Genomic DNA, 24,026 nt, shown 5'->3' on the forward strand with positions numbered 1-24,026 from the left:
GGCTAATACGGATTTAACAGGGAAACTTGTTAACTCACACGTAACAATAAGAGTAGGTTAACATCGAAAAGTTCAATTTTTTTACAGTCAAATTTTTAAATTCGTTTTGCTTAGCATTTTTTCTCATTTTAATGAGCGGTTGTGCGACTCAACCGCCAACGCAAAAAGAAAATATTTGCGAGATATTTTATGAAAAACGTGACTGGTTTGATGCCGCCGCGGATATGCGTGAGAAATGGGGCGTGCCCATTCATGTGCCTATGGCGATGATGTACCAAGAAAGTTCATTTCGCCATGACGCATTGCCTCCCCGTGATTACGTGCTCTTTGGCCTGATCCCGTGGGGAAGAGTGAGTTCAGCTTATGGATACTCTCAAGCTAAAACAATGACATGGGACGATTACAAAAGAGAAACTGGACAGATGTTTGCTAGTAGAGAAGATTTTGACGATGCCATCGATTTTATGGGGTGGTTTATTAAGAAAACACATCAAATTAACAAGGTGTCTAAATGGGACGCTAATGCCCAATACCTTAACTATCATGAAGGTTGGGGTGGCTACAAACGTAAATCATATCGCAAGAAGCAATGGTTGATTGGTGTTGCTGAAAAAGTCGGTTCACGTTCAATACGCTATGCAACACAATTGAAAACCTGTGAAGAAGAACTAAACCAGAACTGGTTTATGCGACTCATATTTTAAAAAATTGATCTAGCGCAATTAATTCCATTGAAAGACATTAGAGGCGGTTCAATTATTGATCTCGATCACATCCGCAATGCCAATGCTTGACTATTATTGCCACATAAACACAAACCAATGAGGTAATTTATGTTATCAATGATATTCGGCGACGCGGTAGTTTGGGGTTCTCTCCTTGGCATTTTAGTGATGCTAGTAATGAGTGCTTATTTTACTTATTTGTTCATTCACAACAGTTCACCTGACGAACACAAGTAAGCTCAATCGTATTTATCGTGCTCTTCACTTTGTTTTATGAGCACTAGTAATGCGCTATTACCGCCCCATTCCAAGGTAGCTTGGTGGAAACCAGTCACATACGGGTGCTGCATTAACCAACTAGGTACTTTACGCTTTAGTGTGCCAGTGCCAATACCATGCATAACACAAACGCACGAATAGTGCTTTTTGTGTGCCTCAAATAATAATGCCGCAATTTCGTTTTTTGCGGCTTCTGCGTTCAAGCCGTGTAAATCAGAGATAAGTTCAGGTGCTATTTCGCCATTTCTAAGCTGTCTGACTCGATCCGAGCGCTCACCTTCGGCAACGTATTTCAATGGTCCTGTGCTGCTAAAGCTGGCCTCAAAACCATCCGAAAACTCAAATAGTGCATTGGCTTTTTTGTCCGTCGCGGCGCTCGAAAACTGCCGCTGTTTCAATTGAACTATTCTGTCCTCTGGACTTAATTCATAACGATCGTGTTTGACGGGTTTTACGCCATCAAATAGGCTCGTAAATGAAATCTCATCTTCAGGACGGTCTTTGTTCGATAAATTTGAAGTTTTTTTCTTCATAAGTGCAGATAACAAGCGAATTTGATTGAATTTTTGCGTATTATATCAGGATTATGTCGATATTAAGTCAGTAATATCGCTATTCCACTTAAGGATCCTGTGAATATACAACAACCATCTCATCCGCCAGAGCTAGTCACGATACTAGACTGGATCCGCTATTCTATTTCTGCATTTTATCAAGCCGGTATTTTTTTCGGCCATGGTACAGATAATGAATGGGATGAAGCCTCTAGTTTAGTTTTTCAAGCTATAAACTTACCCTTGGACATGCCTGCTGTGCGTCAAGAAGCCCTATATCAGGCTCACGTTACAGAAGCTGAAAAGCAACTTATGGCAGACTGGTTGCAACAGCGCGTAGAATTGCAAAAACCATTACCTTACATAACAAATCAGGCTTGGTTTGCAGGTATGCCGTTTTACGTAGACGAGCGTGTGTTAATTCCACGTTCTCCAGTCGCTGAATTAATCCAGCAGGGCTTTAAGCCCTACTTAAATCACGAGCCGAAACGAATTCTTGATCTTTGTACTGGCGGAGGTTGCATTGCCATTGCTTTGGCTAATCAATTTCCCGAATCAATGGTCGATGCTGCCGATATCGATGCGGATGCGCTTGACGTTGCTTCGATGAATATTCATGAGTACCAATTAGAAGAGCAGGTAATTCCGTTGCTATCTGATTTGTTTATTGGCTTGAAAGGGGAGCGTTACGATCTGATTGTTTCTAATCCTCCCTACGTCGACGCCCACGATATGGCTGACTTGCCTGCCGAATTTCATCATGAGCCAGCGCATGCCTTAGCAGCTGGAGATGATGGGTTGGATTTAGTCGAAATAATGTTGCAACAAGCCCCTGATTATATGACTGATGGTGCCTGGTTGTTTGTGGAGGTAGGTAACAGTGAAGTGCATATCGTTACTCGTTTTGCCGGCTTGCAGGTTAACTGGTGTGAGTTGTCTCAGGGTGGCAGTGGAATTTTTGCGATTCAAAAAGAGACGCTGATTACTTATTGGCGAGACAAACATTAAATACAGCGTGAATACTGTTGAAATGCAGAGTTGACAGTGATATCCAGTGAACGATATCAGCAAACTTCTTGAAATAATCACACTACATTGAAAAAGTATTAGCTAAAGAAATAAGGAAAGAACAACATGTCTGGGAACACAATAGGTAAGCTATTTACGGTGACAACCTTTGGAGAGAGTCATGGTATTGCCATCGGTGGCGTGGTCGATGGTTGCCCTCCGGGACTCGCATTAAATGAAGCCGATTTGCAGGGCGATTTGGATCGCCGTAAGCCAGGAACATCCAGATACACAACCGCTCGTAGAGAAGATGATGAAGTTAAAATTCTCAGTGGTGTTTTTGAAGGTAAGTCGACTGGGACAAGTATTGGTTTATTAATTAATAATAAAGACCAACGTAGTCAAGATTACTCGAAAATTAAAGACTCATTTCGTCCAGGTCATGCTGATTATACTTACCAGCAAAAATTTGGTTTTAGAGACTATCGTGGTGGAGGTCGTTCATCGGCCCGTGAAACTGCTGTGCGTGTCGCAGCAGGTGGCATCGCTAAAAAGTATCTTAAACAACAATACGGCATTGAAGTACGCGGTTACCTTAGTCAATTAGGTCCAATTGCGGTTGATAAAGTGGACCATAGTGTCACTAATACTAATCCTTTCTTCTGTCCGGATGAATCCAAGTTAGAAGCACTAGATGCGTATATGCGCGACTTAAAGAAGGAAGGCAACTCGATAGGTGCGAAAGTAAGCGTAAGTGCTATAAACGTGCCTGTGGGTTTAGGAGAGCCCGTTTTTGATCGTCTTGATGCTGATATCGCCCATGCAATGATGGGAATTAATGCAGTCAAAGGTGTTGAGATCGGTGACGGTTTCGACGTAGTCAATCAAAAAGGAACTGAGCATCGAGACGAAATGTCGCCTGAGGGATTTCATACTAACCACGCTGGCGGCATTCTAGGTGGGATTTCTAGTGGTCAAGAAATTATAGTCCACATGGCGCTGAAACCCACTTCTAGCATCAGTATTTCAGGCGAATCGGTGGATATTAATGGTCAAGCTGATGAGGTTATTACAAAAGGTCGTCACGACCCTTGTGTTGGCATTCGGGCTGTGCCGATAGCGGAAGCCATGTTAGCCATTGTATTAATGGATCATTTGCTTAGGCATCGAGCTCAAAATAGTCTAGTCAACTCAGTAACGCCAATTATTCCCGCGCAGCGTTAACTGCCAACATGACCGTTACTATTGGTTGTGTAGGTTGTCGGCTGTGTTTACTGAGCACCACTTTGTGAAAAGGGCATAAGTCTTGCTATTGTCAAAACTGATTACGACGAGAAGTAAGGCGGCGCTGTCGAGCCCTGCAAACTTAGGGCTTCTTTCTCTCACTTATTTCTTCTATTTCGGCCAATTGGGCGTTATTACTCCTTTTGCTGGGGTCTTCCTTGATGGGCGTGGATTCAGTTCACAGGAGATAGGCAGTTTACTCGCCATTATTACACTGACGCGAGTATTAGGGCCGAACTTATGGGCCGCGGTCGCAGATAAAACGGGGCGAGGAGCTGATATTGTTCGCTTTGGTTGCTTGCTTGCATTCATTACCTTTACTGCCGTTTATTTCTCATTCAGTTTTTGGGCGCTAACCTTTAGTTTTGGGATCATGATGATGTTTTGGACAGCTGTGTTGCCGCAGCTTGAAGTCATCACGGTGAATGCCACAAAAGAAAGCAAAGGTGGTTATGGTGCTGTGCGCTTATGGGGCAGCATCGGTTTTATTGTCTTGAGCTTAATTATTGGTTTTCTACTCGATTACTTCACGACAGAAGTGATTATTTATACTGCTAGTTTTTGTTTATTTGCGCTATATATCAGCTCACTCTTCATTGCCTCACCTCAAGTCGTACCCAAACATGAGCGTGTGGTTGTCAACGAGTGGTATAAAGTCCGTCGTTTAGTTTTTATTGCTTTTATTATTTCTGCTATTTTTTTACAAATTAGTTTTGGCTCGTATTATAGTTTTTTCGCGCTTTATATGGGACAACTTGATTATTCGGGTAAACAAACAGGCTTATTTATTGCTGTTGGTGTATTATCCGAAATTGGTATTTTTATTATTGCCTCAAGACTAATCGCAAGGTTTGGGGTCAAGTGGATGCTGATATCCTCAATGTTATTGACGTCTATCAGATGGCTTTGCTTAGCGTTAATCCCTGAATTTACGAGCGTAATAATCTTTAGTCAAACACTGCATGCGTTTAGCTTCGGTATGACGCATGCGACCTCGGTGCATTTTCTACATACCTATTTTGCCAGTGGCTTTCAAAGTAGAGCGCAAGCACTGTATGTCAGTATCGCCTTCGGTATCGGTGGTGCATTGGGTAGTTTTATTGCTGGAAATACCTGGATGCAAGGTACAGGCGCTGAGAAAAGCTTTTTAATATCAGCAAGTTTTGCTTTTATTGGCGCTTTCGCATTACTTTTAGTTAGCAGTTCTGCTTTTTCTAGGCAAAAAACGTTATTAGAAAAACACTAAAAAGGGTAAGTAAATGGTCAAAATAACGCAATTGGTTAAGTTCTCAATATCATTAGTGCTTATTTTTTCGGTAGCATTTTTTACATCAGCTCAATCAGAATCCGATATTATGACTGCGTCTGTTAGTTATGAGGACAGTCTTTCTGAAGCCACTGCGGGACAGCCTTCACCTAAAATAATCAAGTTGAGCAACTTTCAAAAAATAACGGATTCACCTAGTTATACCAATCAGCCTTACTTCATTAATGGCGACACTGCGTTGGCCTACACCCAGATGATCACGAGCGAGAATACCAGCCAAACAGATATCTTTATATATGACTTTGCTACTCAGTCTTCAACAAACTTAAGTAATTCGCCGACCAGTGAATATAGCCCAACACCGACACCTGAGGGTAAAGGACTTTCAGTAATAAGAGTTAATAGTCAAGGAAAACAACAGCTTTGGTATTTGCAGTTGGGTAATGGGAAAGCCAAAATAAACTTATTACCTGCTGTTGAACCGGTTGGTTATCATGTCTGGGATGGTGCAAAAAAAGTGCTTCTATTTGTTTTAGGTGAACCGCAAACGCTGCGCTCAGCCAGTATTAATAAACCAACTGAGCAGGGCACAGTGCTCGATATCAATATAGGGCCGAGCTTATGGTCAATACCCGATTCAAACTTGTTTAGTTATAGTAAAAAAATTGATGAAACGACATGGCAACTGCGCTCAGTTGATACTAAAAAGAAAACCACGGCTGCATTGGTCAACATGCCGGTGGATAGTTACTACTACGCGTGGTCACCAGAAGGTTATGCGGTGACTGCGGTGGAGAATAAATTGTATCAATGGCATTACACCAGTGCTATTAAAACGTGGACGGAATTCGCTGACCTTAGTACACAATGCCCTGCCGGTATAAGTCGTTTAAGCTTTTCTGAAAAAGGTGACAAAATTGCATTGGTTTGCAATCACCTGACGGCATCACAGTAAATACAAAGAGTGGGTATTGGATTTGACGCTGACATTAAATAAGGTGGCCTATAAATTGGCTTAATCGACTGCTTTCACTTTATAACAAATAGTAAGTTTCAGATAAAAAAACCACCAATCAATGGTGGTTTTTTGTTTGCTACAATCTATCTTCAGAATAACTTTATAAATTATTCTTCGTACGCTAATTTAAGCGAAGTTACTAGACGCGAAGTCCCAGTTAGCAAGCGCCCAATATGCGACCAAGTAATTTGGACGTACATTGCGATAGTCAATGTAATAAGCGTGTTCCCACAAGTCACAGGTTAATAGTGGGGTAGTACCCTCTTGAGTCAGAGGATTATCAGCATTACTGGTGTTCACAATATCTAAACTACCGTCAGCTAATTTTACTAACCAAGTCCAGCTTGAACCAAAGTTGTTTACTGCTTTGTCATTGAACGCCGTTTTAAAGTCCGCAAATGAACCCCATTTAGCGTTGATTGCATCAGCTAGTGCACCCTTTGCTTCGCCGCCGCCATTTGGGCTTAAGCTATTCCAATAAAAAGTATGGTTCCAGATTTGAGCAGCATTATTAAAAACACCGCCATCTGAATTTTTGATAATTTCTTCAAGTGACTTAGTTGCCAATTCAGTACCTTCAACTAGGCCATTTAATTTAGTAACGTAGGTCGCGTGATGCTTGCCATAATGAAACTCTAATGTTTCTGCAGAAATATGCGGTTCTAGAGCATTTTTCTCATAAGGTAATGCAGGTAATTCAAAAGCCATGGTTTTCTCCGTTGTGGGTCAGTGTGTTAATATCGAACTTACAGGCCAATATTTGATAAGCCTGTGCTGAAATAACAAACAAGCGCATTGATTCACACTGTTTGTTTTTCCTTTTTCATGTTTATGTTATTGGGGCTATTATAGTAAACCCAAGAATAAACGTTAATATATTAATTAATAAGGTATAACTAATTCGACAAAATATGAAAAGAAGATCATTTTTTACTGTTTTTTCGTTCTATTATTATTAATATGACGCGATTAAGAATTATGGGTTGTTTTATTAAAGATAAACCGCATATCTTGTCTTATAATACGCGTAGCATTTACATCTCTACATAAAGGTTATCCAATGGAAACAATAGATAAAATTAAAGAACAAATTGCCGAGCATCCAATCTTGCTTTATATGAAAGGCTCACCTAAGTTGCCAAGTTGTGGTTTTTCAGCTCAGTCGGTTCAGGCGCTAATGAATTGTGGCGAGCAATTCGCTTACGTTGATATACTGTTAAATCCAGATATTCGAAGTGAATTACCTAAGTTTGCAGATTGGCCGACCTTCCCACAACTCTGGATAAAAGGCGAATTGATCGGCGGTTGTGACATTATTTTAGAGATGTTTCAGCAAGGCGAACTTCAACCATTATTAAAAGAAGCAGCGTTGAGTTCGGAAGACGAAGCGAAATAAATGCTTAACACTGTAGTCAATTATAGTGACATAAAAAAGCCTCATTTCTGAGGCTTTTTTATTGAGTTTAATTTTTGAGGCTGTTAGATAATTGCGCGCAGCTAGGAAGTTAACCAACATCCCTAAATAAAGTCTCGTCCATAATCGTGTTATCGATAATTTGTTGCGCTGATTCAATGCATTTTCCGCACTGACTGCCTAATGTCATGATTTTTCTTAATTCGCGTGTATTACCTACGCCATGTGTTTCCACTGCCTTTTTAATTTGCTTATCAGTAATGCCATAGCACATACAAACGAACATCAAGACCACCTATTTATTAATATGCGAATGATAATAGTTGGCATTTAGATTAATTGCAAGCTTTTTGCGATTAATTCTCAATTAGATTCGGAAGAGGCCAACCCCCTAAACTCTTATAGCGGTTAACAATAAAACAGAATAATTCTGCAGTACGCTCGGTGTCGTACAGCGCTGAATGTGCTTCAGACTGATTAAATGGAATGCCAGCAGCTTGGCATGCTTTAATCAGCACTGTTTGGCCTAACGCAAGCGCTGATAGCGATGTAGTATCAAATGATACAAATGGATGAAAAGGGGTGCGTTTAATATCGTGTCTGGTTATCGCCGCATTAACAAAACCTTGATCAAAGCTTGCGTTGTGGGCGACAATTACCGAACGCTGACAATCTGCTTCCTTTTGGTATTTTCTAACATGCTGACATAAGTTTTTGAATACAGTGTTTTCATCCAATGCACCGCGCAGTGCACAAAACGGGTCTATACCATTGAAGTCAATCGCCGCTTGTTCAATATTCGCGCCCTCGAATGGTTGCACGTGCTCATGAAACGTCGTGTGAGGAACAACGTCGCCGTTTTCATCGAGTTTTAAGGTAACTGCGGCAATCTCTAAAAGGGCATCTGTATTGGCATTGAAGCCCGCTGTTTCAACATCGATGATCACAGGAAAGTAGCCGCGAAATCTATCTTTAAGTGCAGGTTTTGTTATTGTCATGACGTGGTCAGAAATCCTTAATTAGGTACTATTGCAATTGATGTAAATGCTCAAGAAAAAATGGTATGTAAAAACACTAGCAAAAGACTAATCGGTCGAGATGTTCTTTACAAACGTGAGTGCAAGGATATTACCGCTGATTTCACTGCAATTCTAAACATTTTATCAAAATTGTCGATACCTTATCTATGTTCTCGGAGATTGAATCTAGCATGAAAAAATACCTTATCAGCTTGTGTTGTCTGCTTCCTATAGCTGTATCAGCAAACTTACGGGAATATAACGCATCTGTGGAAAATTCCGAATGGACACTTGGTGAACAAACACGCCTAATTTGCGAACTCAAGCATCCAATTCCCGGTTATGGTATCGCGTCTTTCGTAACGCAAGCATCCAAACAACTGAATTTAGAATTCGGGCTTGATATGCTGCGTTTACCCAATCGGTATGACACTGCAACGGTCTATTCTGTGCCGCCGAAGTGGATGCCTGGTATTGCTCAGAAAATGATTGGAAAAATGAATTTACGCAAACAATATGATGGTGACTTACCTTCTGAGTCGGCGTGGGAGATGTTGACGGAATTAGAAAAAGGTTTTTGGCCAACTATTCACTATCAAGATTGGAATAATCGGCATGATTCAGTTGCGGTAGCACTAAACTCGAGTAACTTTGAGCTGTCATATCTTGCTTTTTCGCATTGTGTGACAAATCTATTGCCCTACAGCTTTGAAGATATTGCATACACTATTTTGAGTTATAAAAAGAGTAGTGTTGACCTGACCAATTATTCCAAACGTCGCTTGGACATGATTGGCGACTATTTAAAAGAAGATATCGCATTAGAGTTGGTGCTATTGGATGGTTATTCAGATAGTTATGGTGGCTCTTGGAGTAACCAACAACTGTCTATTCGTCGTGCCAATGAAATCCGCGATTACTTTGCGGCGCAAGGCGTCGATAGCGCAAGGATAGAAGTCACCGGTCACGGTGAAAAGCGGCACGTATCACCGAATGACAATGAAGTATCCAGAGCGAAAAACCGGCGTGTGATTATTCAGTTAGCTAAATTATAGTCGCTGGATTTAGTTTCTACTTTTTTGATTTTTTCGAGGACAATGTCGACTTGATCGGTGAAGATACCATCAAGTTTTAGTTTGTTTTTTACCAAATCTATCAGTGTTTCAGCGCTCATATTGAAGGTCAAATCGTCCGCTCTAAATGTATAAGGGTGAATAATCAGGCCCAATGCTTTAGCATTATGCATGAGCGCAGTTTCGGTTTCTGATACAGGGTTGTATATCTGCGGTAACCAAGGCCCTATGCCATCAGCATATGTTGCCACTTCTTCTAAGCCTTGTTTGGTCTGCATCAGATCATAATCTACGCTCGACTCATTCCAACTGTTGTCAGCGATTAATTGCACAAGAGCAACATTTACCTTAAATTCGTTTTTTAACCGTTTGAGTGTTTCAGGATAGAAACACTGGATAAAAATATTGGCATCTGCTTGAGTTAATCCGTGCTTTTCGAGCATGTTTACAACTATCCTAGTAATGTCTTTGCCTTCGGATAAATACCATTCAGGAGATTTAATTTCAGGGTAGTAGCCAACACTTTTACTAAAGGTGCGATTCAGGTGATTAATAAGATCGATGTGCTGCTCTAAGGACGCGACTTTAAATGCTTCCCTTCCATTATATCGAGTAGGGTAGACTTTATTACCGAATTGGTCTTCGCGTTCATGTACGAATAATTGCTGAATTTCAGCCCAAGTAAAATCAATTGCGTAATATCGGCCATCAGTACGATGTCTTTGTGGAAAAATAGATTCAACATTGGTGACTGTTTCAATGTGAATATCATGCAATACAATAGGCACATCATCAGAGGTTAATATAACATCTTGCTCTATATAGTTGGCACCCTGCATAAAGGCGAGGGTCGCTGCATCTATGGTGTGTTCTGGTAAATAGCCGGAAGCACCTCGATGTGCGATAATCACAAAGTCGGCGCTTTTCTCCGATATTTGACTTGAAGTTCTTTGATTTGCGTCGATTTGCATTGAAATGACAATAAACAGGAATGCAGTAAAGCTCTTGAAAAATAAATTATGTTCGCTCATTTCATTCCTGTTTAATAATGTTAAGTGTTAACGTTCTTGAATGAGTTCGATAGCATATCCACTCGGATCCCTTACAAACGCAATAACCGTTTTGCCGCCCTTAACAGGACCTGGTGGTCGGTATACATCACCACCTTTTACTTTAATATCATCGCAAACGGCATAAATGTCATTGACACTAATGGCAAGATGGCCAAAAGCTTCACCATGCTCGTATTCCGTTTTGCCCCAATTGTAAGTGAGTTCTATGACAGTATTATTATCTTCATCGCCATAACCCAAAAACGCGAGGGTATACTCATATTCTTTGTTTTCACTTTGCCGCAGCAGCTTCATGCCTAGCGTCTCTGTATAAAATGCAATAGACTTTTGTAGGTCACCAACACGCAACATGGTATGTAGTAGTCTCATTATTTTTATCCTTTTACATTAAATTATTATCACTTAATCGATCTTATCTTTAAATTCGCATAAATCCTCGATAATACACGAACCACATCGAGGTTTACGGGCGATGCAAGTATATCTACCATGTAATATCAACCAGTGATGAACGTCAATTTTAAACTCTGCTGGCACCACTTTCACCAGTTTCTCTTCGACTTTATCGACATTTTTCCCCATAGCCAGTTTAGTGCGATTACTTACTCTAAAGATATGCGTATCAACGGCAATTGTTGGCCAACCAAACGCAGTATTCAACACCACGTTAGCTGTCTTTCTGCCCACGCCTGGCAACGCTTCTAACGCTTCTCTATCCTCTGGCACAACTGAACCATGGGTGTCTACTAAAATACGACAAGTTTCAATCACATTCTTTGCTTTTGAATTAAACAAACCGATGGTTTTTATGTATTTTGTTAAGCCGTCGATACCCAGTGCGTAGATTGTTTTAGGCGTGTTTGCGACAGGGTAAAGTTTATCTGTTGCTTTGTTGACACTGACGTCGGTTGCCTGTGCTGACAATATGACTGCGATAAGCAATTCAAAAGGGCTTGAAAAGTTCAGCTCAGTTGTTGGATGGGGGTTATTGGCGCGCAAGCGAGAAAGCATCTCATGACGCTTTTCTTTATTCATATGTCGGTTCCTGTCACTCGCGCTCTCTGCACAATTTTAGCCTGCTTAGCTCTTTGTGAACGCTTTTCGATAAGCCTGTCTAACATATTTTTAAATGCAATTAACAAGCCCATACATAAAAATGCACCGGGCGGTAAAATGGCTAATAAAAAGGGACTCTCTGTGGTAAATACAACGATCGTGAGGTCCTTTGCCCAATCACCTAGCAGTAAATCTGCACCGACAAGTAAGGTTCCGTATCCTAGCAATTCGCGCATTGCACCGAGGACGACTAAGACAAGCGTAAAGCCCAATCCCATCATCAGTCCGTCAAACGCGGCAAGTTGCACTCGATTTTTTGAAGCGTAAGCTTCTGCTCGTCCGATAATGGCGCAGTTAGTGACAATTAGCGGAATGAATATACCCAGCGCTTGATACAGTTCGAACGTAAATGCGTTCATGAGCAATTGCACAATGGTAACAAATGCGGCAATAATCATGACGAATATTGGGATCCGAATTTCGTTGGGTACAAAATTACGCACCAGTGACACCGTAATATTCGATCCTAATAGAACCAATGTCGTTGCAATACCCAAGCCCAATCCATTGATAACGGTGGCGGTTACTGCTAATAGAGGACAAAGCCCAAGTAGTTGGACCAACGCAGGGTTGTTTTTCCAGATCCCTTGAACGCTTAAATCTTGATATTCACTCATTAGCTAGGGCCTTATTATCTAACGCCGCGTTATCTATAGCCGCGTTATCTAGCAATGCATTGTCAGGATAATCACTGGCAATAGAACTAAGGCAATTGCTTGCTGCGTTGAAAATCATGTCACGATTTTCATTGAAATAAATTAATGTGCTTTTGACCGCCTGCACCACCGCTCTCGGCGTAATAGTGGCTCCAGTGAATTGATCAAATTGACCACCATCTTTTTTGACTTGCCAACGGTTGTCGCTTTTTCCACTAAAAGGCACATTCTCAAAAGACAGTATCCAATCACTGACTCGTAAGTCAACTTTGTCACCTAAACCTGGCGTTTCTTTATGATCAACCACTCGGACGCCCAGTGAAGCACCATCTAAACTTACAGCAACAACCATTTTGATTTCCCCACTGTAGCCATTTGGCGCGCTAGTTTCGATTACCGCAGCTACATTTTCTTCACCCATTCGAGCCCGGAATATTCGTTTATCTTGGCTAGAACCCAAACGCTCTGGCGAATTGACCAATATACAATCCAAATGCAGTTCGTTTGTATGTGCTTGTTCAGGTACCAATTCGTTTAAAACCGATAATAGCTGCTTTTCTTGTTCAAATTGAATTCGCTCTTTTGTTCCGGCAAAGGTAATTGCGATGAGGCTGGTTGTTACTAATGCAAAACCAGCTAAAATAGCGCCGTTTTTCCCCATGTAGTTCATTATCACGAGTCTTTACTCGCTTTGGTCTTGTGTCCATAGGTTCTAGGCTGCGTGTAATAGTCGATAAGTGGTACCGCCATATTCATTATTAAAACGGCAAAAGCAATGGCATCTGGATATCCGCCCCAGTTGCGAATAATAATAACCCACAAGCCGATTGCGGCTCCAAAAATGATACGACCTTTGCTTGTGGTGGACGCAGATACAGGATCTGTCGCAATAAAAAACGCACCGACTATCAAGCTTCCGTTAAAAAGATGAAAGAGTGGGGATGCATATTGATCGCCGTCAAGTAAAAATAAGAATAAGCTCAGTAGTGCGGCTGATGCCAGCATGCTACCGGGAATATGCCAATTAATAACCTTGGTTTTAATTAAAAATAAACCACCGAGTAAGTAGGCCATTGCTACCCATAGCCAACCTTTTCCATAGTTACCATCAAACATAATATGGCTTTTCGCTTCAGTCACTGTGTAGCCCTGCAGCAAGGCTGTTTTTACCTCATCTAATGGCGTAGCCATAGTTGTTCCATCAACCCCTACTTTTAGTTGTTCGACACTAAAGCCTGTGCTGGTGAAGCCCGTGAAAATAGTATGAATTGCGTCCCATAACGAATGAGATTGCTCAGCGATAGATAAAGGTGGCAACCATGATGTCATTTGCATGGGGAATGAAATTAAGAGCATGACATACCCTGCCATAGCAGGGTTGAACATATTATAGCCCAAACCGCCATACAGTTGTTTCACCACGGCGATAGAGAAAAATGTACCAATGACAATGACCCACCAAGGTGCCAAAGGGGGAATCGATATAGCTAAAAGCAGTGCAGCCAAAACGGCACTGTAGTCTTTTAGAACACGTTCGGTTTTTTTCTTTCTTAGCTCCATAATAACGCCTTCTGTTACCAAGGCCGTTATAACTGCCAGTACAACTTGAATCAAGATCCCAAACCCAAAAAACCACACATTAGCCAGAATGCCGGGAATAGTCGCATAGCAAACAAGGCGCATTACTTGGCCTATATCACGTCGATTATGGTGGTGAGGTGAGCTAGATAAACTCAACATTGTCATAATTCTGTAGTCTCTTTATTGGCTGCAGTATCGTCTTCAGGACCATCTTTTGCAGGAGAAGCGCCTTGAGCCGTTTGAGATACAGCAACTTCTGTTGAAATTTCACTAACCGAAACTGCTTTGGTTTTTTCAGACTCGGCTGAATCCGTCATGTGTGGTGCGTTTGATGCTTGCTTTGCGAAGGCTTCTTTTTTAGCTTTCGCTCTTGCTAACGCTGCTGCAATTTTGTCTTTAGCCCCACCACCGTCTGTGCTTAAAGAAGCTTTACGTGCCTCTGCGGCCAGGCGATGTTTTTCTTCACGGTGTTCTTTTTCTTTTAGTAATCTGGCTTTGCGGGCTTCAAAGCGTATTTTCGCCTTATCAGACTTTTCTTTTTCTTCTTTTTGATTGCGGATATCGGCTTTTGCCTGGCGATAATAATGCACTAGCGGAATTTCACTTGGGCAAACATAGGCGCAAGCACCACATTCAATGCAATCAAAAAGGTTATATTCTTCGGCTTTTTCAAGTTCTTTGGCTTTGCTGTACCAAAATAATTGCTGAGGTAACAGTGAAGCAGGGCAAACGTCCGAGCATGCCGAGCATCTTATGCAAGCTCTTTCATCTTCTGGGTTCGGTAATTCGTCATCTGCTGGCACTAGGATGCAGTTTGAAATTTTGACAATAGGGGTCAGCACTGAAGTCATTGTGAATCCCATCATTGGACCACCCATAATGAATCTTGGCGATGATTGCTGACTCTCGTCATAGTCGCCATAGATAAGTAGTGACTGAATTGGTGTCCCTAAACGAGCCCATACGTTCTTAGGCGATTTAAAACCTTGTCCGGTAAGTGTTACCACTCGTTCAATTAATGGCTTTCCTTCTACGATAGCATCTGCAATGGCGTAGCACGTTGCAACGTTATACATAATACAAGCAACATCAATGGGTAAACCATTTGCTGGAACCTCTCGCGATGTGAGAACTTGAATCAGTTGTTTTTCGCCGCCCGCTGGATATTTTGTGGGGACACTCACTACCTGATAGTTTATTTTTTGTTGACAAGCTATCGACATAGTTTCTAACGCTTCAGGCTTGTTATCTTCGACGGCTACAATAACTTGTTTAGGTTGCAGAATGTGCACCAATATATCGATACCTTGCCGAATTTGCCAAGCGTGCTCGCGCATCAATCTGTCGTCAGAGGAGATATAAGGCTCACACTCAATACCGTTTATGATCAGGAATTCGAGCGGTTTACTGTTGTTAGTTTTAATATGGGTAGGAAAACCTGCTCCACCCATTCCGCTGATACCTGCATCGCATATACGTTCAATTAATTCTGATTTACTGGCTTTGGCATAATCAGGAACTGGATCCAATTCAATCCAAGTATCTTGACCATCAGCATCAATAATCACGGTAAGCTCAGGAATACCTGATGGATGCGCTGAAACGTGGTTTGCAATTTTTGTTACTGTACCAGAGGTGGGAGCGTGAACCGGAACAGAAAAAGGCGCTTCGCTCGTTGTGAGGGTTTGCCCCTTTAATACCTTGTCGCCTTCGGAGACCAATAACTTGCCTTCCAGACCAATATGTTGTTTTACCGGAACATAGTATGTTTTTTCTACTTGAAGGTGCTCAATACTCGCCTGATTCGATAAGGTTTTCTGCTGTGGAGGATGAACCCCACCAGGAAAATCCCAGAGTTGGTTTAAGCTAATCCGCTCGATAATTTTGTCATAATTGGCAAACACAGTCATACCTCTAAGACATTTGCCTGATAGGTATATCACCTACAGGTACTTTATTAAATTTCCACTCCCAGTGACTTGAGTCAACGTCTACAGGCACCATGTCAATGCAATCTACTGGGCAAGGATCGACGCATAAGTCGCAGCCTGTACATTCATCAATAAGGATAGTGTGCATTTGTTTGGCGGCCCCTAAAATTGCGTCCACAGGGCATGCTTGAATGCATTTAGTACAACCGATGCATTCGTCTTCACGAATAAATGCGACCTTTTTGACATCTTCGACACCATGAGCTGCATCGAGTGGTTTAGCTTCAACCCCCATTAAGGCGGAGAGTTCTTTAATAGTCGATTCGCCGCCAGGAGGACATTTGTTTATATCATCACCGTTTGCAATGGCCTCGGCATAAGGCTTACAACCCGGATAACCACATTGGCCACATTGAGTTTGAGGCAAAATCGCATCGATTTGGTCAACCAGTGGATCGCCTTCCACCTTAAAGCGAATAGCGGCAAATCCAAGCAGAGCTCCAAAAATCAGCGCTAACAATGCAATTGCTGCGAGCGCAAAAACAGTTAACGTCATTTAATTAATCCCGTAAAACCCATAAACGCCAGCGACATTAAGCCGGCAGTTATCATGGCAATCGATGCGCCTTTGAATGGGGCAGGGACATCAGCAGCGGCAAGTCTTTCTCGCATCGCAGAAAATAAAATTAGGGCCAAAGAAAAACCGACGGCAGCACCAAAACCATAAATAATAGATTCAATAAAGTTATGCTGTTCAGTGATGTTCAATAATGCCACGCCTAAGACTGCGCAATTAGTTGTAATCAGCGGCAGAAATATTCCTAACAGTCTGTATAGAGTGGGACTCGTTTTATGCACTACCATTTCAGTGAATTGCACGACAACCGCGATTACTAGAATGAAACTGAGTGTCCTGAGATACTCAATACCAAGAGGTGTCAAAATATAAGCTTCAACGAGGTAGCTGGACATAGAGGCTATTGTTAGCACAAAAGTCGTTGCCATAGACATGCCAATTGCGGTCTCGAGCTTTCCCGAAACGCCCATAAATGGGCATAACCCTAAAAACTGGACAAGGACAAAGTTGTTTACCAGCACTGTTCCAATTAGTAATAGTATTATTTCGGTCATTTACCTATCGTTTTATCGGCGTATATCGTTGGCAATAATGAAGTTCATAAATTTTCTAATAGAGAATAGTGACTTGATTTTTGCGCTCTAATTAGTTATCTGAATAGTAAAACGGAAACTTCCATAAATTCGATCAAGATTATCGCTTTTTCCAGCGCATTTAACAACTCGGATCGACGTTTTGTGCAGGATATCTGTATATTAATTGGAACATGATTAATAGCACTAGAGTGGTTTTGACTGGTTTAGTGACACCCAAGGAATTTGGCTCCCCCTCCCCGGCTCGAACGGGGGACCTGCGGATTAACAGTCCGTCGCTCTACCAACTGAGCTAAGGGGGAACAGGTGTTACTAATTGGTTAAAAGTGGCTCCCCCTCCCCGGCTCGAACGGGGGACCTGCGGATTAACAGTCCGTCGCTCTACCAACTGAGCTAAGGGGGACCTGCTTTTAACGGATGCGGATATTAATGAGCTAAGGCCGCTGTGTCAACAGTGTTCTACGGTTTTTTAATGTTTAATTTTTGTTTGCTTATAAAGTAGGCAGTCATGGTGTTGGGTTTGTATGTTGACAAAGAGCCTAAATATGAACCGCGTTAATACTAAATTGATGATATTATTAAGAATAACAGCCCATCTTTGCGACCGAAAGCATCATTATCCTTCATCTTATTACTAATTTATCTATTTATTAATAAATATAAGTCAAAAGGTTATTAAAATTACGGTGACTACTGTTAATATAGACAGTGTGTAACAAAACGGTCACGTAACTGAAATGCTTCTATGGTTAGTGGTAACTTACATAATATTTTGTAAAAAAGCTGTTAACGAGCGTCGTTATTAGGGCGCGACCACTTATCCACTAGATCTGTGGATAAGTCTGTGGGTTAAATAGTTAAACTAAAGGTCGAGCTTAATCAATTATTGTCAACAGAAATAACATAAAAACACTAAAAATAAATAAAATGATTAAAAACAATACGTTAAAAAAATAGCAATCAGTTTTACTTTTTAGTTGTTGACAGATATCAGTTTCTTAAATGCCTGTGTACTAATTCATTTATTTTAATCTGAGAAAACAATTGTGACAGTTTTTTGAGCGCTTTTTGGGATATAATCAATGAGTTGGCATAATTTGTTGGTGGTAACAAAATCAATGATTTTTATAGGTCATAAAAGAGATAACATTAAAATCAAACTAAAAATTCTAATTCAGAGTAAAAAGGGCGACTATATTTTATTATGTGGATTCAAAAGAGAACAAAATGACGATATGCAGTGACCAATAATACAACTCATCGAGACATGCTCAACGGCGATATTGCGCAAACATTAAAAAGTATGACCATTCCAATGATCGTCGGAATGTTAATGTTGATGACCTTCAGTATTGTTGATACGTTTTTTGTTAGTATGTTAGGCACAGTGCAATTAGCCGCTATTAGTTTCACCTTTCCAGTCACGTTTACCGTCATTAGTTTAAATATCGGTTTAGGAATCGGTACCTCAGCGATTATTGGCAAGTATATTGGATCAGGCAATACCCAGCATGCAAAAGCATTGGCGACGGGCGCACTTATGTTGTCGGTGTTGCTAGTTGGCATCTTTGCCGTGGTTGGAATTTTAAGTATTGAGTTTATATTTACACTAATGGGGGCAGATGCCAGCCTAATGCCATTTATTAAGGCATACATGGTTCCGTGGTATTTAGCTGGTATCTTCCTTGCCATTCCGATGGTCGGTAATTCGGTATTAAGAGCCTTCGGTGATACTAAAACGCCCAGCATTATTATGGCAACAGGAGGTGGAATCAATGTCATATTGGATCCCATTTTAATATTTGGTTGGGGACCAATTCCAGCGCTAGGAATTCAAGGTGCAGCCATCGCCACAGCAATAGCATGGGCAGTATGTGTCGTTTGGATACTCTATCTACTGGCAGTCAAAAGACAATTGATTGAATCGCGAATACTCAGGTGGGCAGAATTTACCGTCGCAGCAAAAGGCGTATTAAAAATCGGACTACCAGCCGCAGGTGCAAACATGCTTACCCCAATCGCTGGCGGCGTGCTGACCGCCGTCGTTGCTTCTTATGGTACAGAGGCTGTTGCTGCCTGGGGCGTAGGAAACCGATTAGAATCCATCGCTAGTATTCTTGTGTTGGCCTTATCAATGTCTTTACCTCCCTTTATTAGCCAAAATTATGGTGCGAATAAATTATCTCGTATTAAAACTGCGTTTAATATAGCCGCCAAATTTGTGGTTGTCTGGCAGCTTATTGTTTTTGCAGTATTGGCAATATGTTCAAGTTACATTGCACAAATATTCGCAGAGGAAGCAAGTGTTGCGCGAGATATCAGTTTATTTCTCTGCATTGTACCTCTTGGCTATGGCCTGCAAGGAATCATTATTTTGGTCAATTCATCTTTTAATGCGATGCATAAGCCCATGTCAGCATTAGTACTAAGTATCCTGAGGTTATTCGCGTTTTATGTACCAATAGCGTCGTTAGGCAGTTACTTAAATGGCTTAGAAGGTCTATTTTGGGGTTGTGTTATTGCCAACGTTTTGACGTCTGTTTTGGCATATGCATGGTTTAATCGAAATTTGAAAAATGAAATGGCGTTACACGTATCAATGCCAGTGTTTGGAAGTGAAAAATGAGTAAAGCTTTTACCCTAAAATCAAGCTATAAACCAGCTGGAGATCAACCCACTGCTATAGCCTCTCTTGTAGAAGGTTTGCAGTCTGGTTTAGCCAAACAAGTACTTTTGGGGGTTACGGGTTCTGGTAAAACGTTCACCATGGCCAATGTGATCTCGCAAGTACAAAGACCTACGTTGATAATGGCGCATAATAAAACACTTGCCGCGCAGTTATACGGTGAAATGAAAGAGTTTTTTCCGAACAATGCGGTTGAGTATTTCGTGTCCTACTATGATTATTATCAACCCGAAGCATATGTGCCTAGTACCGACACGTTTATAGAAAAAGACGCGTCGATTAATGATCACATAGAACAAATGCGGTTGTCGGCGACAAAATCACTGATGGAGCGTCGTGATGTTATCATTATTGCATCTGTGTCAGCTATTTATGGTTTGGGTGATCCTAAAAGTTATATGAAAATGCTGCTGCATTTTCGTCAGGGCGATATCATGGATCAACGCGATATCTTAAGACGACTCGCTGAGCTTCAATATAAACGCAATGATATCGCTTTTGAACGCGGTAGTTTTAGAGTGCGCGGAGATGTCATTGATATATTTCCCGCAGACTCTGAAAAACAAGCGATTAGGATCCAGTTGTTTGACGATGAAATTGAAAAAATTAGCTTATTCGATCCCCTCACTGGTGCTGTAGACAAAAATGTTGTTCGCGTTACGGTTTATCCAAAAACACATTATGTTACGCCACGCGAAAAAATTGTAGCGGCGATAGATAAAATTAAAGAAGAGCTAAAGGAGCGACGCGCAAATCTAAAAGCGAATCATAAATTGATTGAAGAGCAGCGACTAAGTCAACGTACTCAATTCGATATAGAAATGATGTTGGAATTAGGTTATTGCTCGGGTATAGAGAATTACAGTCGTTATTTGTCTGGCAAAGCACCGGGAGAGCCGCCACCGACCTTGTTAGATTATTTTCCTAAAGATGGCTTGATATTTATTGATGAATCTCACGTTACAGTATCGCAAATTGGAGCGATGTATAAAGGTGATCGCTCGAGAAAAGAAACACTGGTTGAATTTGGCTTTCGATTGCCATCGGCGATGGATAATAGGCCGTTGAAATTTGAAGAGTTCGAGCATATCTCACCACAAACAATTTATGTATCAGCGACACCAGGTAATTTTGAGTTGGAAAAGTGCCATGGCGATATTGTAGAGCAAGTCGTTCGACCAACAGGCTTAATTGATCCGCCTATAGAAATTCGCCCCGTAGGGACTCAGGTGGATGATGTTCTCTCTGAAATTGCCTTAAGAGTTGCCGTAAATGAACGTGTTCTTATCACCACCTTAACAAAGCGGATGGCGGAGGATTTAAGTGAATATCTGAGTGAGCATGGCGTTAAGGTTCGATATCTTCACTCTGACATAGATACTGTAGAACGTATCGAAATTATTCGCGACCTACGTCTGGGTAAATTTGACGTTTTAGTCGGCATTAATCTATTGCGTGAGGGTCTAGATATGCCCGAAGTGTCTTTAGTTGCCATACTTGATGCAGACAAAGAGGGATTTTTGAGAGCAGATAAATCACTTATTCAAACCATGGGACGGGCCGCTCGTCATATCAATGGGAAGGCAATTTTATATGCAGATCGGATAACTGGTTCGATGCAACGGGCTATGGATGAGACCGACCGCAGACGTGCAAAGCAGGTTGCGTATAATGAAAAACATGGTATTACGCCGCATTCATTAAATAAGCCTATTACTGATATTATGGACCTCGGTGACACTAATCACCCTGCATCCGGTAAAGTAAGAATGCGTAAAATTGCAGAGAAAGAAAAAACTTACAAAGCGATGAATGTAACCCAACTAATGGGGAAAGTGGTTGAGGTGGAAAAACAAATGTTCGAATCGGCTAGGGATTTAGAGTTTGAAAAAGCAGCCTCATTAAGAGATGAGGTTGAGATACTACGATCTGAAATTCTAAAACTGTCGTGAAAGAAAATTGTTCAGTCAAATGTTGCTGGCTGGGCTGTCTGGCAACATAATTGAGGATGTACCAAAGCGTCAAATCTGATTAGAATGAGTAACCGAACCCAGCTACGCATTAAGTAGCTTGAAAGGTAAACCGTTTAATGTATTGTATTTATCGTTAACAAAGTTAGCGTAAACAAGGGATATGCAATCGATACAGTTGTATATGTTCAGAACGTTAAATAAGCGTCATGCAAAAAATGATGTTTTGTGATTATCACATGCTTACAAGAAACATTGTCGGTGTATCGGTACTATCAAGGATGGCAGGGAGTTTTGCGAATCAACGCTACTCATTTATGAATAAATATGAGCAAATTAGACTGTCGCTCATGAGCTGATTTTTCTTACATTTATACGATATTTATATGGGCCGTGAAAGTCTAAAGTTAAAAAGTTATACAAATCAATAACAAATTGATTGTAAAACTGAAAGACTTTGCATAACATGTTGAAAAGTAGTATGGGCAAACATACCTAATGCGGTGGATATATGTTAAATCGTTTACAAGAATCTGATATTAAATTGTTGCGTGTGTTTTATGCGGTTGCATCTTGCAACGGCTTTACTGCTGCGGAGCCTGTGCTTAGAATGCAGCGGCCTAACATTAGTGCCGCGATTAAGAAATTGGAAGAAAGACTCGACCTTGTTTTGTGCCACCGCGGTCGGGGTGGATTTCAAATGACTAAAGAAGGTGAAGTTGTTTTTCAAGAAACCAAGCGTATCTTCAACGCATTCGATAATTTTGTATTTAACTTAAAAAGTTTACATGATGACTATAGCGGTCATATCACTTTGGTATTGATGGCTGGTTTAGCTACATCAATGCAATTAGCGGTGAGTAAAGCGGTTAAGAGTACAATGAAAAAATTTGACGACATTCATGTCAACATTCAAACCCGTTTATACAATGAGGTTGAACATGTTGCGCTTTCGGGCGAATGTCATTTGGTATTATCTACCTACGATATGGTTAAGCCCGAGTCGGTTACCTTCCATTCGACAGGCGTGCAGTGCAAGGGACGTTTATACTGCTCACCAACCCATACCTTAGCGAAATATCGCGAAGCGGACGCACTACCTGACAATGTTAGAATTGAAGATTTTCCTGCCATCGGTATGTCTGGTTTGTCATCAGTCAATTACATTAGTGGTGAAAAAAGACTCGCTATTCAGACATTCTCAGACTCATACGACGTTTGCATGGCTGCCGTCATGACTGGAGAATATGTTGGTTTGTTGCCGGATTACATCGCCAAAGAACAAGGCGCAGCTACTGGTCTTGTGCCAATTTGTAAGGGGTCATTATTTGAATTTAGTCATGAGTTATTCGTGATGAATGGAAAAAATACAAGACTTAACCCCGTGTTAAGGCATTGTATTAAGGAACTAGAATATTTTGTGTTTGAAAGTCAGAAATAGTTAACGGTCACAGCAGCGTTTGATAATGAAAATACCTCCGCTAGTGAAAACGCTAACAGAGGTATTTCTAGTTTTGATAGTCAATAGGGTCAATTGTATTGTTTTCAGAGAATGCTTCTAGTCTCTCTTGGCAAGCACCGCATCTGCCGCATGCCTTCTCTTGACCGTTGTAGCAAGTCCAAGTGTCATTATAGTCCAAGTTCATTACCAAGCCTTCCCTAAGAATATCTGTTTTACTAGCAGCCAAATAGGGAGCTCTTACTTCAACCGCCTGATAGTTTGCAATTTTGCATACGTCATTCATGGCATCAACGAACTCAGTTCTGCAATCAGGGTAAATGGCATGGTCACCTGAGTGAGCGCCAAAATACACCGCCTCTGCTTCGATAGAAACCGCATAACCTACCGCCATCGACAACATAATCATGTTGCGATTTGGCACGACGGTGGTTTTCATACTCTCTTCTTGGTAGTGCCCCTCGGGAACATCAATATCATCAGTAAGCGCAGAACCTCCGATAAGCTGATTTATTGAGCTAATGTCCACCACTTTATGCTCAATATCGTGTTGCTCACAAACTTTTTTTGCGAAAAGTAATTCTTTACTGTGTCTTTGTCCATAGTTGAAAGATACCGCATGCACATCATATCCCTGCTGCATGGCTTTGTTGAGCACAGTATATGAATCCATACCGCCTGAATAGATGACGACGACTTTCGCTGACATTTGTTATTCTCCTTTAAAAAAACGGTGCTGATTC

At 41.2% G+C, this 24,026-nt stretch carries 25 protein-coding genes and 2 tRNA genes; 11 read left to right on the plus strand and 16 right to left on the minus strand.

Translation table 11 applies throughout. The features are described from left to right. The first annotated feature begins 62 nt into the window (after positions 1–62). Both CXF81_RS16800 and CXF81_RS16805 read left to right on the plus strand, forming a co-directional pair. Entirely contained in the window at positions 63–704 is a 642-nt protein-coding gene (locus tag CXF81_RS16800) for a hypothetical protein (RefSeq protein WP_198556437.1), read from the plus strand. 138 nt (positions 705–842) lie between these two features. After that, entirely contained in the window at positions 843–962 is a 120-nt protein-coding gene (locus tag CXF81_RS16805) for a DUF3149 domain-containing protein (RefSeq protein WP_369828735.1), read from the plus strand. 2 nt (positions 963–964) lie between these two features. Here the strand turns inward: CXF81_RS16805 and smrB are convergent, their stop codons facing one another. Next, positions 965–1,537 (minus strand): endonuclease SmrB, encoded by a 573-nt coding sequence (gene smrB, locus CXF81_RS16810; RefSeq protein ID WP_101182486.1) that lies wholly within the window; start codon positions 1,535–1,537, stop codon positions 965–967. A 99-nt stretch (positions 1,538–1,636) separates the two neighbouring features. On the opposite strand from smrB, the gene prmB reads away from it, so the two are divergent. From prmB to CXF81_RS16830, 4 genes are all read left to right on the plus strand, one after another. Beyond that, a complete protein-coding gene (gene prmB / locus CXF81_RS16815; protein ID WP_101182487.1) occupies positions 1,637–2,566 on the plus strand; it encodes a 50S ribosomal protein L3 N(5)-glutamine methyltransferase in 930 nt (309 codons plus the stop codon). A 126-nt stretch (positions 2,567–2,692) separates the two neighbouring features. Then, on the plus strand, positions 2,693–3,790 hold the full coding sequence (gene aroC / locus CXF81_RS16820) for a chorismate synthase (protein ID WP_101182488.1): 1,098 nt from the start codon (positions 2,693–2,695) through the stop codon (positions 3,788–3,790). An 82-nt stretch (positions 3,791–3,872) separates the two neighbouring features. Then, complete coding sequence (locus tag CXF81_RS16825) at positions 3,873–5,096, plus strand: MFS transporter (protein WP_232771976.1); 1,224 nt, start codon at positions 3,873–3,875, stop codon at positions 5,094–5,096. A gap of 13 nt (positions 5,097–5,109) precedes the next feature. Next, complete coding sequence (locus tag CXF81_RS16830; RefSeq protein WP_101182489.1) at positions 5,110–6,072, plus strand: hypothetical protein; 963 nt, start codon at positions 5,110–5,112, stop codon at positions 6,070–6,072. Positions 6,073–6,261: 189 nt separating this feature from the next. Here the strand turns inward: CXF81_RS16830 and CXF81_RS16835 are convergent, their stop codons facing one another. After that, positions 6,262–6,843, minus strand: a complete 582-nt coding sequence (locus tag CXF81_RS16835; RefSeq protein WP_101182490.1) for a superoxide dismutase — start codon at positions 6,841–6,843, stop codon at positions 6,262–6,264. 352 nt (positions 6,844–7,195) lie between these two features. Between CXF81_RS16835 and grxD the strand changes: the two genes are divergently transcribed. Beyond that, complete coding sequence (grxD, locus tag CXF81_RS16840) at positions 7,196–7,531, plus strand: Grx4 family monothiol glutaredoxin (protein ID WP_101182491.1); 336 nt, start codon at positions 7,196–7,198, stop codon at positions 7,529–7,531. Positions 7,532–7,640: 109 nt separating this feature from the next. Here the strand turns inward: grxD and CXF81_RS16845 are convergent, their stop codons facing one another. Then, on the minus strand, positions 7,641–7,835 hold the full coding sequence (locus CXF81_RS16845; protein ID WP_101182492.1) for a (2Fe-2S)-binding protein: 195 nt from the start codon (positions 7,833–7,835) through the stop codon (positions 7,641–7,643). Between the two features lie 70 nt (positions 7,836–7,905). Next, a complete protein-coding gene (gene rnt, locus CXF81_RS16850; protein WP_101182493.1) occupies positions 7,906–8,547 on the minus strand; it encodes a ribonuclease T in 642 nt (213 codons plus the stop codon). Between the two features lie 212 nt (positions 8,548–8,759). Between rnt and CXF81_RS16855 the strand changes: the two genes are divergently transcribed. Then, positions 8,760–9,623 (plus strand): OmpA family protein, encoded by an 864-nt coding sequence (locus CXF81_RS16855; RefSeq protein ID WP_101182494.1) that lies wholly within the window; start codon positions 8,760–8,762, stop codon positions 9,621–9,623. Here CXF81_RS16855 and glpQ read toward each other — a convergent pair. The 11 genes from glpQ to CXF81_RS16910 all read right to left on the minus strand — a co-directional run bounded on the left by glpQ (position 9,605) and on the right by CXF81_RS16910 (position 17,571). Further along, entirely contained in the window at positions 9,605–10,672 is a 1,068-nt protein-coding gene (gene glpQ / locus CXF81_RS16860; RefSeq protein WP_101182495.1) for a glycerophosphodiester phosphodiesterase, read from the minus strand. The two genes, CXF81_RS16855 and glpQ, sit on opposite strands and share 19 nt — an antisense overlap. Before the next feature lie 27 nt (positions 10,673–10,699). Then, positions 10,700–11,083, minus strand: coding sequence for a lactoylglutathione lyase (gene gloA / locus CXF81_RS16865; RefSeq protein WP_101182496.1), 384 nt, complete (start codon positions 11,081–11,083; stop codon positions 10,700–10,702). A 33-nt stretch (positions 11,084–11,116) separates the two neighbouring features. Continuing rightward, positions 11,117–11,749 carry an endonuclease III gene (gene nth / locus CXF81_RS16870; protein ID WP_101182497.1) on the minus strand — a complete coding sequence of 211 codons (633 nt, stop codon included), beginning with the start codon at positions 11,747–11,749 and terminating at the stop codon, positions 11,117–11,119. Next, a complete protein-coding gene (locus CXF81_RS16875) occupies positions 11,746–12,447 on the minus strand; it encodes an electron transport complex subunit E (protein ID WP_101182498.1) in 702 nt (233 codons plus the stop codon). The genes nth and CXF81_RS16875 overlap by 4 nt, the downstream gene beginning before the upstream one ends. Further along, a complete protein-coding gene (gene rsxG / locus CXF81_RS16880; RefSeq protein ID WP_101182499.1) occupies positions 12,440–13,156 on the minus strand; it encodes an electron transport complex subunit RsxG in 717 nt (238 codons plus the stop codon). The genes CXF81_RS16875 and rsxG overlap by 8 nt, the downstream gene beginning before the upstream one ends. 2 nt (positions 13,157–13,158) lie before the next feature. Beyond that, positions 13,159–14,232: an electron transport complex subunit RsxD gene (gene rsxD, locus CXF81_RS16885; RefSeq protein WP_198556422.1), complete on the minus strand. Its 1,074-nt coding sequence runs from the start codon at positions 14,230–14,232 to the stop codon at positions 13,159–13,161. Beyond that, entirely contained in the window at positions 14,229–15,977 is a 1,749-nt protein-coding gene (rsxC, locus tag CXF81_RS16890; protein ID WP_101182500.1) for an electron transport complex subunit RsxC, read from the minus strand. Before rsxC ends, rsxD begins: the two co-directional genes overlap by 4 nt. Positions 15,978–15,981: 4 nt before the next feature. Then, entirely contained in the window at positions 15,982–16,554 is a 573-nt protein-coding gene (gene rsxB, locus CXF81_RS16895; RefSeq protein WP_101182501.1) for an electron transport complex subunit RsxB, read from the minus strand. After that, the gene (gene rsxA / locus CXF81_RS16900; RefSeq protein WP_026843787.1) at positions 16,551–17,129 is read right to left on the minus strand and encodes an electron transport complex subunit RsxA; all 579 of its coding nucleotides are present in this window, start codon (positions 17,127–17,129) and stop codon (positions 16,551–16,553) included. Before rsxA ends, rsxB begins: the two co-directional genes overlap by 4 nt. Before the next feature lie 265 nt (positions 17,130–17,394). After that, positions 17,395–17,470, minus strand: a tRNA-Asn gene (locus CXF81_RS16905). A gap of 25 nt (positions 17,471–17,495) precedes the next feature. Beyond that, positions 17,496–17,571 (minus strand) — tRNA-Asn (locus tag CXF81_RS16910). 864 nt (positions 17,572–18,435) lie between these two features. On the opposite strand from CXF81_RS16910, the gene CXF81_RS16915 reads away from it, so the two are divergent. The 3 genes from CXF81_RS16915 (at position 18,436) to CXF81_RS16925 (ending at position 23,265) form a co-directional block, all read left to right on the plus strand. Next, positions 18,436–19,794, plus strand: coding sequence for an MATE family efflux transporter (locus CXF81_RS16915; RefSeq protein WP_101183100.1), 1,359 nt, complete (start codon positions 18,436–18,438; stop codon positions 19,792–19,794). Beyond that, entirely contained in the window at positions 19,791–21,806 is a 2,016-nt protein-coding gene (gene uvrB / locus CXF81_RS16920; protein ID WP_101182502.1) for an excinuclease ABC subunit UvrB, read from the plus strand. Before CXF81_RS16915 ends, uvrB begins: the two co-directional genes overlap by 4 nt. A 529-nt stretch (positions 21,807–22,335) precedes the next feature. Further along, positions 22,336–23,265 carry a LysR family transcriptional regulator gene (locus CXF81_RS16925; protein ID WP_006014327.1) on the plus strand — a complete coding sequence of 310 codons (930 nt, stop codon included), beginning with the start codon at positions 22,336–22,338 and terminating at the stop codon, positions 23,263–23,265. Positions 23,266–23,332: 67 nt separating this feature from the next. Here CXF81_RS16925 and queC read toward each other — a convergent pair whose 3' ends face one another. Beyond that, positions 23,333–23,992 carry a 7-cyano-7-deazaguanine synthase QueC gene (gene queC / locus CXF81_RS16930; RefSeq protein WP_101182503.1) on the minus strand — a complete coding sequence of 220 codons (660 nt, stop codon included), beginning with the start codon at positions 23,990–23,992 and terminating at the stop codon, positions 23,333–23,335. Positions 23,993–24,026: the final 34 nt, after the last annotated feature.

It is taken from the genome of Glaciecola sp. 33A, assembly GCF_002836745.1.
Classification (GTDB): domain Bacteria; phylum Pseudomonadota; class Gammaproteobacteria; order Enterobacterales; family Alteromonadaceae; genus Glaciecola.